This window comes from Armatimonadota bacterium, assembly GCA_039679645.1.
Taxonomy (GTDB): Bacteria; Armatimonadota; UBA5829; order UBA5829; family UBA5829; genus UBA5829.
The window spans coordinates 21,266-35,454 of record JBDKUO010000017.1; the positions used below are offsets into that span (position 1 = coordinate 21,266).

General features: G+C 52.5%; 14 protein-coding genes. All 14 read left to right on the forward strand.

Annotated elements, in window-relative coordinates:
• Positions 1 to 390: 390 nt before the first annotated feature.
• The 14 genes from ABFD83_03815 to ABFD83_03880 all read left to right on the forward strand — a co-directional run bounded on the left by ABFD83_03815 (position 391) and on the right by ABFD83_03880 (position 14,188).
• Positions 391 to 1,035 carry an OmpH family outer membrane protein gene (locus ABFD83_03815; GenBank protein ID MEN6356193.1) on the forward strand — a complete coding sequence of 215 codons (645 nt, stop codon included), beginning with the start codon at positions 391 to 393 and terminating at the stop codon, positions 1,033 to 1,035.
• 20 nt (positions 1,036 to 1,055) lie between these two features.
• On the forward strand, positions 1,056 to 2,186 hold the full coding sequence (locus ABFD83_03820; GenBank protein ID MEN6356194.1) for a hypothetical protein: 1,131 nt from the start codon (positions 1,056 to 1,058) through the stop codon (positions 2,184 to 2,186).
• On the forward strand, positions 2,186 to 3,214 hold the full coding sequence (gene lpxD / locus ABFD83_03825; GenBank protein MEN6356195.1) for a UDP-3-O-(3-hydroxymyristoyl)glucosamine N-acyltransferase: 1,029 nt from the start codon (positions 2,186 to 2,188) through the stop codon (positions 3,212 to 3,214). Before ABFD83_03820 ends, lpxD begins: the two co-directional genes overlap by 1 nt.
• Positions 3,215 to 3,221: 7 nt before the next feature.
• Entirely contained in the window at positions 3,222 to 4,148 is a 927-nt protein-coding gene (gene lpxC / locus ABFD83_03830; protein MEN6356196.1) for a UDP-3-O-acyl-N-acetylglucosamine deacetylase, read from the forward strand.
• The gene (fabZ, locus tag ABFD83_03835) at positions 4,136 to 4,633 is read left to right on the forward strand and encodes a 3-hydroxyacyl-ACP dehydratase FabZ (GenBank protein MEN6356197.1); all 498 of its coding nucleotides are present in this window, start codon (positions 4,136 to 4,138) and stop codon (positions 4,631 to 4,633) included. Before lpxC ends, fabZ begins: the two co-directional genes overlap by 13 nt.
• Positions 4,626 to 5,441 carry an acyl-ACP--UDP-N-acetylglucosamine O-acyltransferase gene (lpxA, locus tag ABFD83_03840; protein MEN6356198.1) on the forward strand — a complete coding sequence of 272 codons (816 nt, stop codon included), beginning with the start codon at positions 4,626 to 4,628 and terminating at the stop codon, positions 5,439 to 5,441. Before fabZ ends, lpxA begins: the two co-directional genes overlap by 8 nt.
• 2 nt (positions 5,442 to 5,443) lie before the next feature.
• Positions 5,444 to 6,589: a lipid-A-disaccharide synthase gene (gene lpxB, locus ABFD83_03845; protein ID MEN6356199.1), complete on the forward strand. Its 1,146-nt coding sequence runs from the start codon at positions 5,444 to 5,446 to the stop codon at positions 6,587 to 6,589.
• A 44-nt stretch (positions 6,590 to 6,633) separates the two neighbouring features.
• The gene (locus tag ABFD83_03850) at positions 6,634 to 7,158 is read left to right on the forward strand and encodes an isoprenylcysteine carboxylmethyltransferase family protein (GenBank protein MEN6356200.1); all 525 of its coding nucleotides are present in this window, start codon (positions 6,634 to 6,636) and stop codon (positions 7,156 to 7,158) included.
• Between the two features lie 35 nt (positions 7,159 to 7,193).
• Complete coding sequence (locus tag ABFD83_03855) at positions 7,194 to 8,954, forward strand: ABC transporter ATP-binding protein (GenBank protein MEN6356201.1); 1,761 nt, start codon at positions 7,194 to 7,196, stop codon at positions 8,952 to 8,954.
• Entirely contained in the window at positions 8,951 to 9,616 is a 666-nt protein-coding gene (locus ABFD83_03860; protein MEN6356202.1) for a lysophospholipid acyltransferase family protein, read from the forward strand. The genes ABFD83_03855 and ABFD83_03860 overlap by 4 nt, the downstream gene beginning before the upstream one ends.
• Before the next feature lie 198 nt (positions 9,617 to 9,814).
• The gene (locus ABFD83_03865) at positions 9,815 to 11,137 is read left to right on the forward strand and encodes a 3-deoxy-D-manno-octulosonic acid transferase (GenBank protein ID MEN6356203.1); all 1,323 of its coding nucleotides are present in this window, start codon (positions 9,815 to 9,817) and stop codon (positions 11,135 to 11,137) included.
• Positions 11,130 to 12,224 carry a tetraacyldisaccharide 4'-kinase gene (gene lpxK, locus ABFD83_03870; GenBank protein MEN6356204.1) on the forward strand — a complete coding sequence of 365 codons (1,095 nt, stop codon included), beginning with the start codon at positions 11,130 to 11,132 and terminating at the stop codon, positions 12,222 to 12,224. The genes ABFD83_03865 and lpxK overlap by 8 nt, the downstream gene beginning before the upstream one ends.
• A complete protein-coding gene (locus ABFD83_03875; GenBank protein ID MEN6356205.1) occupies positions 12,181 to 13,155 on the forward strand; it encodes a lysophospholipid acyltransferase family protein in 975 nt (324 codons plus the stop codon). The genes lpxK and ABFD83_03875 overlap by 44 nt, the downstream gene beginning before the upstream one ends.
• Complete coding sequence (locus ABFD83_03880) at positions 13,145 to 14,188, forward strand: glycosyltransferase family 9 protein (protein MEN6356206.1); 1,044 nt, start codon at positions 13,145 to 13,147, stop codon at positions 14,186 to 14,188. Before ABFD83_03875 ends, ABFD83_03880 begins: the two co-directional genes overlap by 11 nt.
• Position 14,189: the final 1 nt, after the last annotated feature.

Sequence of the window (14,189 nt, forward strand, 5' to 3'; positions counted from 1 at the left end):
GAAAGCTGAAAGTGGAAAGCATAAGAAGTTCATTCCGGGCTTTCCACTTTTTATGTCCGGCCTTCTTAGTTCCGGCTTCGCCGCGTTAGGGCATAAAGTGGAGATCAAATTATAGAAATAATTGGGCTGGGTGGCGCGTCTATCCGGCCTTTTTTGGTGCGAAATGAATTTATTGAAAACCATGTTGTCGCAGCGGCAATACGGCTTCTTTTGCAACGTCTATGCCATATGGGCTTATAGGTTCAAGCGTTTTCAACTAGGTCTCCATAAGCTCGTCAGCCCTTTAGCGTTATCCTTCTTTGCTTGTTGGGCTGTGGGGTATTTGATATAATTTTTTCATAGGAGGCCCAAGAGATGAGCCTCCATAATGTGCTTGAGAGGTGCACCCTTATGTTAAAATCACGCAATATGGCGTGGGCGTTGGCGATTATGCTTGTTAGCGCCGGACTGACGGCAACAGCAGCGGCTGCGGCTGACCAGGTTCAAAAGATAGCTGTTGTAGATGTCGACAAAGTGTATACAAATGCGCCGCGTGTTAAGCAATACAGCGAAGAGCTGAACGCATTTGGGCAGGATTTAAGCAAGAAAGTAGAGATCCGCAACAAGAACATGATGCTCAACGAGACCGAGATTCAGGAACTCGTTACGCTTAAGACCAAATCGAGTCGAACCGCCGCGGAGGATGCGCGTATCAAGGAAATCGAGAATACCGAAGGCGCGAGGGATGAGCAGTACAGGACTCTGCAGGCGACAAAGGAGCCGACCGAGGAGCAGAAAACTCAGCTTAAGGAACTGCAGGATATGCGGCAAAAGGCTAAAGATACTCTGGATGCTCTGGCAAAGGACTACGATGGTCAGCTCAAGTCAAAACAGCAGGAACTGCTCGGCAAGGCTGATGCCGACATAAGGGAGGCAATCACGAAGGTTGCCGGTGCAAAAGGTATTACTATGGTGATCGCAAAGGATGCCGTTTTGTTTGGCGGGCTTGATATTTCGGACGATATCATAGCGAATCTCGACCGGAAGATGCAGTAAGTTTTTATCGGAGACTGTTTTTGAAGTTTGCTATTTACACATTGGCGGGCGCGATGATTGTCGTGACGATTGCAGGGCTGGCTCTATCTGGTGGTCAGCCCGTTGCCGCGCCAAGGCAGCCGAGGGGTCATGAAGTTGTCTATGTTGACCTGGACAGGCTTGTGCAATCGCATCCGGCGTGGCAGGCTGTTTTGATGACCAGGTCGGTGGTAAATGACGCGCGGCCCGATTCGATACAGGTTGGCGGATCGTCTCAAGAGAGCGAGGCTGCCGGTTCCAAGATTAAATATCCGAATGCTGATCCAAATATCAGGGAGCGCCTTGTATCTGAGGCCATTCGAGTTGCAGATGAAGCAATGATAAAGCTTGAAACGCAGCAGTTAGAGACGGTTGATATACGTCTGCGTCAGAGACGCGAGACTATGGAAAAGAGCGCTGAGTCTGAAGTAACCGCCGGTGTGCGCGAAATTAATGAGAAAGCTGAAAGTGATGTCGAGCAGATTGCGCGCAGATATTGTCCGGATAAAATAAATGCTGAGCTGAAATTTGCTGCATTGAAGCTGAAGTCGGGAAAACCCGGCATTGACGACAAGGCAAACTCCTTGAAGATTGAAGAAGCTGGAAAGAATCTTGCCCGGATCAATGAACAGTGTTCGACCGAGACGAGCAGAGTGCTGGATCAGGCCAAGGCGCAGATAGAGGCCTTATGGTCAAATGCCACTACTCGGACTGACGCGTATCTCTCGATCATTGAAAGTGGTGAGAAGAGAAAGATCAGTAATCGGGCTGCGGCTTCGCGAAATGAGATTTTACGCGAGATGTTGTCGCTTTATGATTCAGGCAGCTCATTAACCGCATTACAGCCTGCTATGGATACCAATACAAGCGCGAGTTTATCCAGGGTGGCATCGGTCGGTTCCAGCCGGATGGATATTGGCGATTGGCGCAATGAGAATATCCGTCTCGAAAGCCGCATCAGGCAGGGCGTAAAAGCTGTTGTTTCAAGGATTGCCCGCGACCAAGGCGTGAGGGTTGTCTTTTCGCGGACATCGAAGGGTGTTCCTGATGAGACCGGACGCTTTGCACGGTTGATGAGTGAGCGCGCATGGGACGGATGCGATCCGGTGGTCAGCATGGCAGGCGAGTCATAATGCAGATTAGCTCGGCGGATATCGCTATTCTTGTCGGCGGGATTTTGGACGGAAAGCCCGATGCAATCATAACAGGCGCGGCAGGCGTGGATGACGCCGAAACCGGCGATGTGGTTTTGGCCGAGGACGTAAAATACTTTGCAAAAGCCGTTAGCTCAGAAGCGAGTTGTATCATTGCGCATTCCGATTCGGGTCCTGCAGCGGGCAAGTGCCTGATACGAGTCGCGGACCCTGTGGAAGCGTTCATCAAGGTTCTCGAGACTTTCAAAGGCGGCGAGGCCGGTCCGGATTTAGGCATCGGATACGGAGCGGTTATAGAGCAGGGGGCTTTGCTTGGTCAGGATGTCGCGGTAGGGGCGAACTGTTTTGTAGGCCGCGGCGCAAGCCTTGGAGCCGGATGTGTTTTGTATCCGGGCGTATATGTCGGTCGCGATGTTGCGATAGGTGAAGGATGCGTGCTTTATCCCGGAGTGGTTGTTTATCCGAAGTGTAAGCTTGGCAAACATGTAATATTGCACGCAGGCGTAGTGATAGGCGCCGACGGATTCGGGTATAAGCCGTCTCCGCAGGGGCTGATGAAGTTTCCGCATATCGGGACGGTCGAGATTGGTGATGACGTCGAAATAGGCGCGAACTCTACTGTCGACCGCGCGAAGACCGGCGCTACGGTCATAGGTAGCGGAACGAAGATCGACAACCTGGTGCATGTTGCGCACAACGTAAAGGTCGGCTCGCACTGTATAATTGTCGCGCAGAGCGGCGTAGCGGGCAGCGTTGAGATCGGCAGCGGCGTAGTTGTGGCTGCTCAGGTCGGCATAAAAGACCATGTCCGTATTGCGGACGGCGTGACGGTCGCCGCGCGTGCGGGTGTGATAGGCGATATAGAGAAGGGCGCGGTCGTGTCGGGTTTCCCGGCCAGAGAGCACCGTGCCGAGATGAGGGCGCAGGCTGCAAGGCTGCGTCTGCCGGAGATTTTGGCGAGACTTCGTGATCTGGAGAAAGAGGTCGCAAGGCTCGGTGGAGAATGAGTTGCAGATGAATATGCTGAAGATTGATATGGCTGACGGGACTCAGCGAGGCAAACGCTCGGTTTTTACCTCCAATCAGACGACTATTGCCGAGAGCGTTCGGCTGTCCGGCACCGGTCTGCACAGCGGCGGTCAGACATCCGTATTTATTCACCCTGCCGGCGAGGACCTTGGAATTGTCTTTTGCGATGGTGAGAACAACATCGTGCGTGCTCTGGCTTCTAGTGTAATCGACACGTCGCGGGGGACCACCATTGGCAAAAACGGCACTTCTTTTCGCACCATCGAGCACCTTATGGCTGCCCTGAGCGGCGAGGGTATAGACAACGCGATAATCGAGGTTCTCGGTCCCGAACTGCCCGCATTGGACGGCAGCGCACTTGTATATTCCGAGGCGATTGAAGCCGCGGGCGTGGTGGAACTGGGCACAAAGCGCAAGTCGATTGAGCTTACGGAACCTATGTGCGTGCGACAGAACGGTTCGTTCATACTGGCTGTGCCTGCGCCGAGGCTCAGCATTACATATGTGCTCAATTATGATCACCCGATGATAGGCTCGCAAACGGCTGAATACGTGCTTGGTGAGACCGATTTTGGCGAAGATATTGCTCCTGCAAGGACATTCGTTTTATACGAAGAGGTTGCGGCTCTGCTCAATGAGGGGCTTTCTCAGGGCGGCAGCATCGATAATGTGATTGTCATATGGCAGGATCATATGAGTTCAGATTTGCGCTTTGCCGACGAACTGGTCAGACATAAGGTTATGGATATGATAGGTGACCTGTATCTCGCAGGCGGCGTTCTGCAGGCTGAGATATTGGCCGTTAAGTCTGGTCACACGCTTAATGTCGAGTTCGCGAAGGCAGTGGAGCGCATGGTTTGTGAGTTGCAAAATTGTGAGATTGGAGTAGGCGAAGAAAGATGCTTGATGTAGAACAGATAAGGGATGTGCTGCCTCACAGGTATCCATTCCTGCTTGTCGACAGGATACTGGAGTTGGTGCCGGAGAAGAGCTGTCGTGGCTATAAGAACGTGACCATAAACGAGGAGTTTTTTGAGGGGCACTTTCCGGGGCATGCGGTTATGCCGGGGGTTTTGGTCTGTGAGGCCATGGCGCAGGTTGCCGGAGTGCTGCTGCTCTCGATGACCGGCAACGAGGGCAAACTTGCATACTTCGGCGGAATGGACAAGGTCAGGTTCCGAAAACCGGTGCTGCCGGGCGATACTCTGGTAACCGACGTGGATATGATCGCAAGCAGAGGAAATATCGGTAAAGTAAAAGCAGTTGCGCGCATCGACAATGAAGTCGCGGCGGAAGGCGAATTTATTTTCGCACTTGTAGATCGAAATAAAAGGCGAAAACTGACCGGCGATGCTGCCGAGACAAAAGAAAACGGAGCTCGGCGCAGTGATGAATAATATGGACAAGGTGACTGAAATACACCCGAGCGCGATTATTGACTCGTCTGCCGAGATAGGCGAGGGTGTCGAGATCGGGCCATACTGCATAATCGGCAAGAATGTCCGCATCGGTGATGGTACCAGACTGGCTGCGCATGTAGTCATTGAGACCAACACGACCATCGGACAGAATTGCACAGTCTTAAGTGGAGCAGTTTTAGGCGGTGCGCCGCAGGACTATAAGTTCAAAGGCGAGCCGACCTATCTGAAGATTGGTGACAACAACATCATCAGGGAATGTGTCACTCTCCATAGAGCCAGCGGCGAGGGCAACGCCACAACCATAGGCGACAACAATATGCTTATGGCGTATTGCCATGTGGGTCATAATTGCACTCTCGGAAACTGTATTACCATGGCCAACACCGTCGGTATCAGCGGGCATGTCGTTGTTGAGGACAAGGTCGTGTTTGGCGGGATAGTGGGCGTTCATCAGAACGTTCGCATCGGCAAGCTGGCTATGATCGGCGGCTTCTCGAAGATACTGCAGGATGTGCCGCCGTTCGCGATGGTCGAAGGCAGACCCACGAGAGTATACGACCTCAACAAGATCGGCCTGCGCCGCAACGGTGTGGGGCCTCAGGAGCGAGCCGGCATTAGAATGGCATATAAGCTGCTCTACAGGTCGAACCTGAACACCACGCAGGCGCTGGAAGCTATCGAACGCGAGGTCGAGCCGAGTCCCGAGCTTGAATATCTGCTCAGCTTCATCCGCAGCATTAGAAAAGGTTATGCGGGGCGGCAGTTGGAAGCGCCCAGGTTCTAATAGTGTCATACTCGATTGCCATATCGGCCGGTGAGGCATCCGGCGACATGTACGGCGGCCGTTTGGCCGCCGAACTGCATAAGATGCGAAGTGACCTGAAAGTGTGGGGCGCCGGTGGTCCGAGCATGCGCAAGGCCGGTGTTGATGTTACTGTCGATATGACGGGCGGAGGCACTATCGGCATATCGGAGACCATAAAGTCGCTTCCATCCGTGGCAGCAAAGTATTTCAGGCTTCGTGCTCAACTGCTCCGGCGGCGGCCTGATTTGTTTGTGCCCATCGACTTTGGCGCATTCAATATCAGGCTGGCTCAGATTGCACGCAAGAACGGCATTCCGGTAGTGTATTACTTTCCGCCGTCATCGTGGAGAAGACAACCCAAGAACGCTGCTAAGCTGATAGCATGCGGCGGCAAAGTCATCACTCCTTTTCCATGGTCTGAAGAATTGCTTTCGGCGGCGGGTGTCGATGCCAGGTTTGTCGGCCATCCGCTCATAGATATTGTAAAACCCTCATGCGATAAGGGAGCTTTTATACGTGAGTTCGGTTTGTCCGATTCGCTTCCCACGATCGGCATGCTGCCCGGGAGCCGTGCGCATGAGATCAGCGAACACATGCCTGTAATGATCGAGTGTGCCCGCATAATCGATAGGCAGCTTAGTGGAGCGCAGTTTATAATCGGTGCTGCGGGCAGAGCCGACCGGATTCGAAGAAGTATCGCTGATGCCTCTGAAAAAGATAATTTGCCGATGATCCGAGTCATCGAGGGACGCACATATGATTGCATGGCTCATGCCGACCTCTTGATATCTAAGTCCGGGACAGCTACACTAGAAGCAGCGATTCTCGGCACTCCAATGGTCATCATATATCGTGGATCACCGATTATGCGCTTCGAGTTCTTGTTCAGAAAAGCGGTGTTGGAGGATTATATAGGTCTTCCGAATATCATAGCCGACCGCGGCATTTGCCCGGAACTAATCAATGAACAAGCGACACCCGAGGCGGTGTCGGATATTGCGATTGATCTACTGCAGGACAATGCTAAAATGAAAGCAGGCCTGCTTGAAGTAAAGCGGGCGCTTGGTGAGCCGGGTGCCCTTGTTCGTGCAGCACACTTGCTGCTTGAAATGGGAGGATTGAAATAGAAAAGCTGGTATATTTTCTCTTCAGAAGGAGAACATCCTTTCTGTTGGTCGCATCTGTTATTATTCTGCTGGTCGCCAAGCCGACTCTGAAGAGTTTCTGGATAGGCTTGCCGTTTGTTATTGTCGGTGAGCTGATTCGCATTTGGGCATCCGGATATCTCAGTAAGATGTCGAGGCTGATAACCGCCGGGCCGTTTGCAATTTGCCGCAATCCGCTTTATATCGGCAGTTTCTTTATCAGCCTTGGCTACTTTTTGATGTGTAATCAGCCCATAGTCTGGATTGCAGGGCCGATTCTGTTCTGGCTCTTTCACGGCGGCGCAATCTCTTATGAGGAGAGGCTGCTTGCCGATAAGTTCGGCGAAGATTTCAATGAATACTGTAAGTCTATTCCAAGGCTTATCTCATTGCCGCGCTCTCTAGCGGGCCATGGCGAATTCTCAATCAGACAGATCGTTGTTAATAATGAGCATCGAAGCGCTCTTGTAACTGCATTGGCGTCGTCGCTTTATGCCATTCTGGCATATTCATCAAGTGATATGCCGATCTTGTGGATTTTAGGCAGGTAAATGTGAGTTCTCAAAAACGCCTTCTTGGATATGTTATGGCTCACAAAGGCCGTATGATCACATCTCTTGTGTGTGGGCTTTTGATGACCGGATGCACGCTTTTTATGGCGACTCTGATCAAGTACTTTACCGCCGTTGCGAGTAATGAGCCTGTTACAGGTTATGCTATTGTGAAATTCGGCATCAGCCATGGTTTGTTTGCGGCAAAGCAGGCTCCGGCGGCGCTGATGATGATAGCGGCGGGCCTGATGGTGCTGATCAACATACCCAAGTCAGCATTCACCTTTCTTAACAATTATCTGATAGCTTCCGTCACCAGCCGTATCGGCACTGATGTCAGGGCGGATGTCTATGCGCACCTGCAGACACTTCCGCTGCGGTTTTTTCACAGAAGCAGAATAGGGGACATTATGTCCCGAATGAGTGTCGATGTTGCGCTTATCCAAAACTCAAGCACAATAGTGGTTCAGGCGATAGACGGTCCATTGATGGTTGTCGGCGGGCTGGGAAAGATGGCGCTTATCAGTTGGCAGCTCACACTATGTACGATATTGTTCGTTCCGTTGATGGGTTTTGCCATTGACAAGCTGACAAGGAAAATCAGGCCGCTGACGACCGCTACTCAGTCCACATTCGCGGACGTAAGCTCGGCCATTGAGGAATCCATCCATGGCGTGCGCATAATAAAAGCGTTCGGGATGGAAGACTACGAGGTCAAGCGTTTTAACAAGACAAATAACAACAGCCTGATTGCCACCCTGCGATACTGGCGGCGCAACGCTCTGGTGGCGCCGATTGTCGAGTTGATGGGTTCAGTCGCTGCGGCTCTGCTTATGATAATCGGCGGGCGAATGCTGGTTTCGCAAGCAATTGCATTTCCAGACCTTGCGGAGTTTATGGTGCTTGCGTTTTACGTCGCAGGTTCCGCCAAGCAGTTCGGTCGCCTGGGTTCACTGTACCAGCAGACTCTTGCAGCGGGCGAGCGCGTATTTGAGATACTCGATACTACCTCGGATTTGCCTGATGCGCCTGACGCAATTGTCCTGAAAGACGTCCAGGGCCAAGTTGAGTGCGAGAATATCAGCTTTGAATACAATCGCGGCGAGCCGGTTATCCAGGAACTCTCTTTTAATATTGACCCGGGCGAGGTGGTCGCGATAGTAGGGCCGAGCGGCGCAGGAAAATCGACTATTGCGGACCTTATACTGCGTTTTTACGATGTCGATAAAGGCCGCATCCTGATCGAAGGTCACGACATTCGCCAGATCAACACCAGGAGCCTGCGTGAACATATGGCAATGGTTCCGCAGGAGACGATCCTCTTCAGCGGTACAATTGCGGAGAACATATCTTACGGCAGGCCCGGCACAAACATTTCAGAGGTTATCGAAGCCGCCAAGGCTGCCAACGCTAATGATTTTATTATGGAGTGTCCGAATGGTTATGAAACCGAGCTGGGCGAGGGCGGAGTAGGCCTTTCCGGCGGACAGCGCCAGAGGATTTCCATCGCGCGCGCACTGCTCAAGAACCCGAAAATTCTCATACTAGACGAGGCGACATCGTCTCTCGATGCTGCATCCGAAGGGATCGTTCAGGAAGCGCTTGACCGCCTTATGAAAGGCCGCTCGACATTAGTGATTGCTCACAGGCTCTCGACCGTTAAGAATGCTAATAAGATATTCGTGATGGATAGAGGCCGGGTGACCGAGTCAGGCACTTTTGATGAGCTGATGACCGCCGGTGGTCTTTTTGAGCAGCTTTACAAGACCCAGTTTCGCACTCAGGGTGCCAAATGAGCGGTGAGAAAGAGAGCCTTCTGGAGCGGATCAAGCGCGCCGCCGTCATATGGCTGCTCTGGCTCATATCTACCGTCATCGCCATGACAGTCCGGTTCAAGATCGACGGCTGGGATAAGCTCATAAAGATCAGGGATGACGGCAAGGGTGGCCTGATTTTGCCATGGCATGGCGTGACGATACTGCCGATCTACTATTGCCGTCATATGGGGTTTTGCTCGATTGCGTCGGTCTCAAAGGACGGCGAACTGCAAAACGGCATCCTGCGACTGCGAGGGTTCAAGACCATTCGCGGGTCCAGCGGAAGGCATGCAGTGAGGGTGCTTTTGGAGGCCATAAGGTGTCTTAAGGAGGGCAAAGTGCTTGCCTATACACCCGACGGTCCCAAAGGGCCGCCTAAGAAAGTCCAGCAGGGCACTGTGTATATGGCTAAGCGTTCCGGTTGCCCGGTTCTTCCGGTTGGTGTTGCTTGCAAGCCATGTAAGAGGCTGCACTCATGGGATTCACATATGGTGCCGATGCCTTTTTCGCGCGCTGTGATAGCGTTCGGCGACCCGATGTATGTTCCGGAAAATATGGATGAGTCCAAAGCCGCCGAGATGATCGAAAAGGCAATTAACAGTGCCGAAGACCGGGCAAATGAGATTTTGGCGCATATGTGACTTGCGTTGCGGTTAAAACCGCGGCAACAACAACACGAAGTCGGCCTGCGCCAACTGGGATTTTAGTGTCCGAAGGGACACTTTGTGTTTTTGCAGCCGTGACTTTACCCGCATTATTCACGAGGAGCGTGAATAATGCTCTCGGAGACCCGTATTATGCGGGAAGCGCATAATACGGGTTTAGTCGTAGGAAAAAATATGATTGGAAATGAAATTCTGAACCATCAAACCTATATGACTTACTATTTATATAACCTGGCTCTGTTGATCTTATCACCGCTGATTGCGGTGTTTATTTTGTATCGCATATTCATCTCGGGCAAGTCGCGAAAATCGTGGCGTCAGCAGATGGGCAGCGTGAAGCTTCCAGATGAGATCGGCGGCAAAGACAAAATATGGATTCATGCCGTATCGGTTGGTGAATCGGTCGCGAGCGCGGCAGTTGTGAGTGAGCTCAAACAGATGCTGCCGGATGCAGCCGTGGTTGTTTCGACCACAACCGAGACCGGCCAGGAGATGGCGCGCAAATCGATTAAAGATGCCGATGCGTTTTTTTATTACCCGTTCGACCTGGCGCCGTTTGTGTCTCGATCTATAAACAGGGTTCGCCCGAAAGTTTTTGCGAGCACGGATACTGAAATCTGGCCCAACTTCCGCCATATTGCGCGTAAAAAGGGCGTGAAGACAGCCATGATCAACGGGACAATCTCAGATAAGACCATATCCGGCGCGAAAAAGATCCCGTGGCTGTATAAATGGACTATGTCAAATATCGACCTCTTTTGCATGCAGTCTCAGGCTGATGCCGACCGGGTTATCGCGTTGGGTGCTGACAGAGCGAGAGTGATGGTGACGGGAAACTGCAAGGCTGACCAGTCGTCTGAACTGTTAAGCGATTCGGAAAAGGACGAAATCTGGGCGCGATATAAGTTCCCCGCCGGGTCGAGAGTATTTGTGGCTGGAAGCACCAATCCGGGCGAGGATGCGCCTGTTATGGAAGCGTTTGTTGCAGCAAGGAAAGCTCATCCGAGCCTGCGGCTGATTATAGCTCCCAGGCAGATAGAGCGCCGCGATGAGATTATTTCAATTGCTAGTGATATGGGTCTGAAGTGCGGCTGGCGGAGCGAGCCAGCAAGCATCTCGGGTGACGAAGATATCGTCATACTGGACACTTTCGGTGAGCTGGCGCGAGTATATTCTATTTCGGACGTGAGCTTTGTAGGCGGGAGCTTGATTCCGCGCGGCTGTCACAGTATTCTCCAGCCGATATCTCAGGGAAAGCCGGTGTTTTTCGGGCCGTATACGTTCAAGGCGAAAGACCTGGTCAGCCAGGCAAAGGCAGCCGGAGTAGGGTTTGAAATTGCCGACGGCTATCATCTCGGCGAACAAATAGTCGCTATGCTGGGCGATTATGCTCTTCTGGATGATATAAAGGTCCGCTGTGATCAGATGATGCAGGCAAATCAGGGTGCGTCGCGCCGCACCGCCGAAGCGCTTGTTCGGCTGTATAATCATGAGTAGCCGCTATATAGAACGTGTAATACTCGGCGAGGATAGAGGTGCGGCATCTTGGCTGATCCGATGCGCCCTCTGGCCGCTCTCGCTAATATATCGAGCAGGCTTGGCTGTTTATCTCGGACTATATTCGGTAGGGCTTAAGCAGAGATATAAGCTGAGTGTTCCGATAATAAGCGTCGGCAACCTGACATTCGGCGGCACAGGCAAGACGCCTGCCGTGCAGACCATCTGCCGTCTGCTCGTCCAAAGCGGCAAGAAAGTAGTTGTCCTTTCGCGAGGACATGGCGGTTCAGCGGAGGACGCTGTAGCTGTTTCGGACGGCGAGCAAGTGTTGATCGACTCGGCAGAAGCCGGCGATGAGCCCGTTCTGCTTGCACAGAGCCTGCCGGGCGTGCCTGTAGTCGTCGGCAAGGACAGGAGACTGAGCGGGAATCTGGCGTGCGAAAAGTTTAAGCCGGATATAATCGTGCTTGATGACGGTTTGCAGTATTGGCAGCTTTATCGCGATCTTGATATAGTAGTAATGAGCGCGGCGCGGCCATTCGGCAGCGGGTTTGTGATGCCTATGGGCGACCTGCGCGAGCCAGCAAATGGCCTCAGGCGTGCAGGAATTGTGCTGCTGAATACTGATGGCAAGGCGGAAATTGAATCTGTCGAGAAGCGCATTAAGCGTGTTGCGCCCAGGGTCGAAATATACCGCTGCGAGCGCAAGCCGGAGAGGTTTATCCGTGTCTCGGACGGCCAGCCGCTCGACTTGGACTGGATAAAAGACCGCAGAGTTCTGGCGTTTTGCGGTATAGGCAAGCCGCAGTCATTTATGGATATGCTCGTCTCGCTTGGCGCGGTGGTTGCCAGGCAAATGGTCTTTTCGGATCATCATGAATACTTGCAGGAAGATATATCTCTTATCGAGAGTGAGAAGCTTTCGTCAGGAGCCGAGGTTGTTGTAACCACGCAGAAAGACATAGCACGGCTCGGCAATCATTTTTCAATTGAGCATACATATACACTTGTGATCAGACTCGAAGTTGAGGATAAAAGTAGTTTTGCACAACGGATCAACAACAAGAATACGCAATCTCCCACCTAAGAAGCGGCTGATTAAGCTTATAGGCCGCATCACATTCTGGTGTATGGCCAAAACTGCGGGGCTTCTAAGACCGTGGTCGGTCAGGTTTATCGGGCAGACTCTCGGCTCGGCATTTTATCATCTTTCGAGCCGATATCGAAATGTTGCCCTGAAAAACCTCAGAAGCGTTTACGCAGGCAAGAAGAGCGATGATGAGATTCACGTTATAGCTAAAGAGGTGTTCAAACACTTCTCACAGGCGGCGGTCGAGTTCTTCTATCTGATTTCTTGCAGCCGAGAGCAAATAGACTCAATGGTTGATATTCAGAATGGCGAGCACATAAGTTCGGCTCTATCTGAGGGCAAGGGTTTAATAGTCCTTACCGCCCACTACGGCAACTGGGAGCTTCTGGCTCGAAAGCTGGTTATAATGGGCTACAAGGTAAACGTCATTGCGCGCGACAGCGATGACCCCGGCATGACAGGTATAACCGAACGCATCCGCGAGGATGGCGGCTATCGTGTCTTTGACCGCGACCAGCCGATAATAGGCGCATTCAGGGCGCTTAAAAATAATGAGATTTTAGGAATTCTGCCAGATCAGAATGATGCCGACGGCATATTTGTGGATTTTTTCGGCAGGCCGTCTAAGACCGCCGCCGGAACTGCGGTCTTATCGTTGAAGTCAGGCGCGCCGATTGTGCCTGTGTTTGCGCGCAGGGTTAAGGGCGGCAGATATCTTGCAAAAGTCTATCCTCGTATAGAGTTTGCTCCCAGCGGTGACCATGACCGTGATGTTCATAATCTGACTGGGCTGGTCAATGCCGCCATCGAGCGTGAGGTGCGTTCGAATCCGTCGCAGTGGCTCTGGCTTCACGACCGCTGGAAGCTTTCGCCGCCAGTTTCAACTGCTGCTACTATGGCTGGAGAGGAGTCGCCGAATGCCCGCTGATGCGCCAAAAAGAATTTTGATTGTGAAACTGAGCGCCATAGGCGATGTGCTGATGGCGACCCCCGCCGCACGTGCGCTGCGCGATGCGTATCCCGATAGTCATATCGCCTGGGTCGTAGAACGAAAGTCCGCCGATATCGTGCTCGGCAATCCTTACCTGGACGAAGTGATTGTCTGGGAGCGCACAAAGGGTTCCGGCCCGGTCAGCGGCGCCTGGCGTTTTATAAAATCAATTTCAGGTTTGAGCAGGGAACTCAAGGCCCGCAATTTCGATGTTTGTGTTGACCTTCAGGGTCTGCTTCGCAGCGCGGGGGTGTGTCTGGTCTCCGGTGCTAAGAGGCGGATTGGTTTTGCGGACGGCGCGGAGGGCAGCGTATATCTCTATAATGAGAGATACGATCCCGGGGGTGATGACGTGAATGCCCAGCAGCGCAATCTCGATCTGCTCAAGAAGATAGACGTGCATTCGACTAATACAGCCATGTACATGCCTGTCGGTGATGATGATCGCGCGTTTGCGAACGATTTCTTTGGCAGTAATGATCTTAACGGCGAAAAGGTCGTTGCGTTTTGCCCGGCCACTACATGGGTCAACAAACACTGGACACCCGAAGGCTGGTCTCAGGTTGCCGATCTTTTGTGGAGTCGTTATGGAGTTCGGTCGTTGATCCTGGGTTCCAAGGCGGATATACCGCTTGCCGGAAAGATCGTTGATGGGTCTGAGTGCAAACCGGTTATCAGCGCCGGCCGGACCACGCTTAAGCAGGCCGGAGCGCTTATGGAGAAATGCGCCGCTGTAATAGGCGTGGACACGGGACTACTGCACATGTCGGTTGCGCTGGACAGGCCTACAGTGGGTCTTTTCGGTGCGAGCGCATGGCGCTGTTTTCAAAAGAAGGCTAATTTTATATGGGTCGCCAAGGTTTTTCCGTGCAGCCCATGCCGCAGACACCCGATTTGCAAGAATGTTGACTGCATGCAGGCCATAACCGCTGAGGATGTTATCGGCGCAGTGGCAGGCTGGCTAGAGTAGG

Coding starts and splice junctions, on each gene's coding strand:
- ABFD83_03815 (MEN6356193.1), top strand. CDS start 391: ATGTTAAAATCACGCAATATGGCGTGGGCGTTGGCGATTATGCTTGTT.
- lpxD (MEN6356195.1), top strand. CDS start 2,186: ATGCAGATTAGCTCGGCGGATATCGCTATTCTTGTCGGCGGGATTTTG.
- lpxC (MEN6356196.1), top strand. CDS start 3,222: ATGAATATGCTGAAGATTGATATGGCTGACGGGACTCAGCGAGGCAAA.
- fabZ (MEN6356197.1), top strand. CDS start 4,136: ATGCTTGATGTAGAACAGATAAGGGATGTGCTGCCTCACAGGTATCCA.
- lpxA (MEN6356198.1), top strand. CDS start 4,626: ATGAATAATATGGACAAGGTGACTGAAATACACCCGAGCGCGATTATT.
- ABFD83_03855 (MEN6356201.1), top strand. CDS start 7,194: ATGGCTCACAAAGGCCGTATGATCACATCTCTTGTGTGTGGGCTTTTG.
- ABFD83_03860 (MEN6356202.1), top strand. CDS start 8,951: ATGAGCGGTGAGAAAGAGAGCCTTCTGGAGCGGATCAAGCGCGCCGCC.
- ABFD83_03865 (MEN6356203.1), top strand. CDS start 9,815: ATGATTGGAAATGAAATTCTGAACCATCAAACCTATATGACTTACTAT.
- lpxK (MEN6356204.1), top strand. CDS start 11,130: ATGAGTAGCCGCTATATAGAACGTGTAATACTCGGCGAGGATAGAGGT.
- ABFD83_03880 (MEN6356206.1), top strand. CDS start 13,145: ATGCCCGCTGATGCGCCAAAAAGAATTTTGATTGTGAAACTGAGCGCC.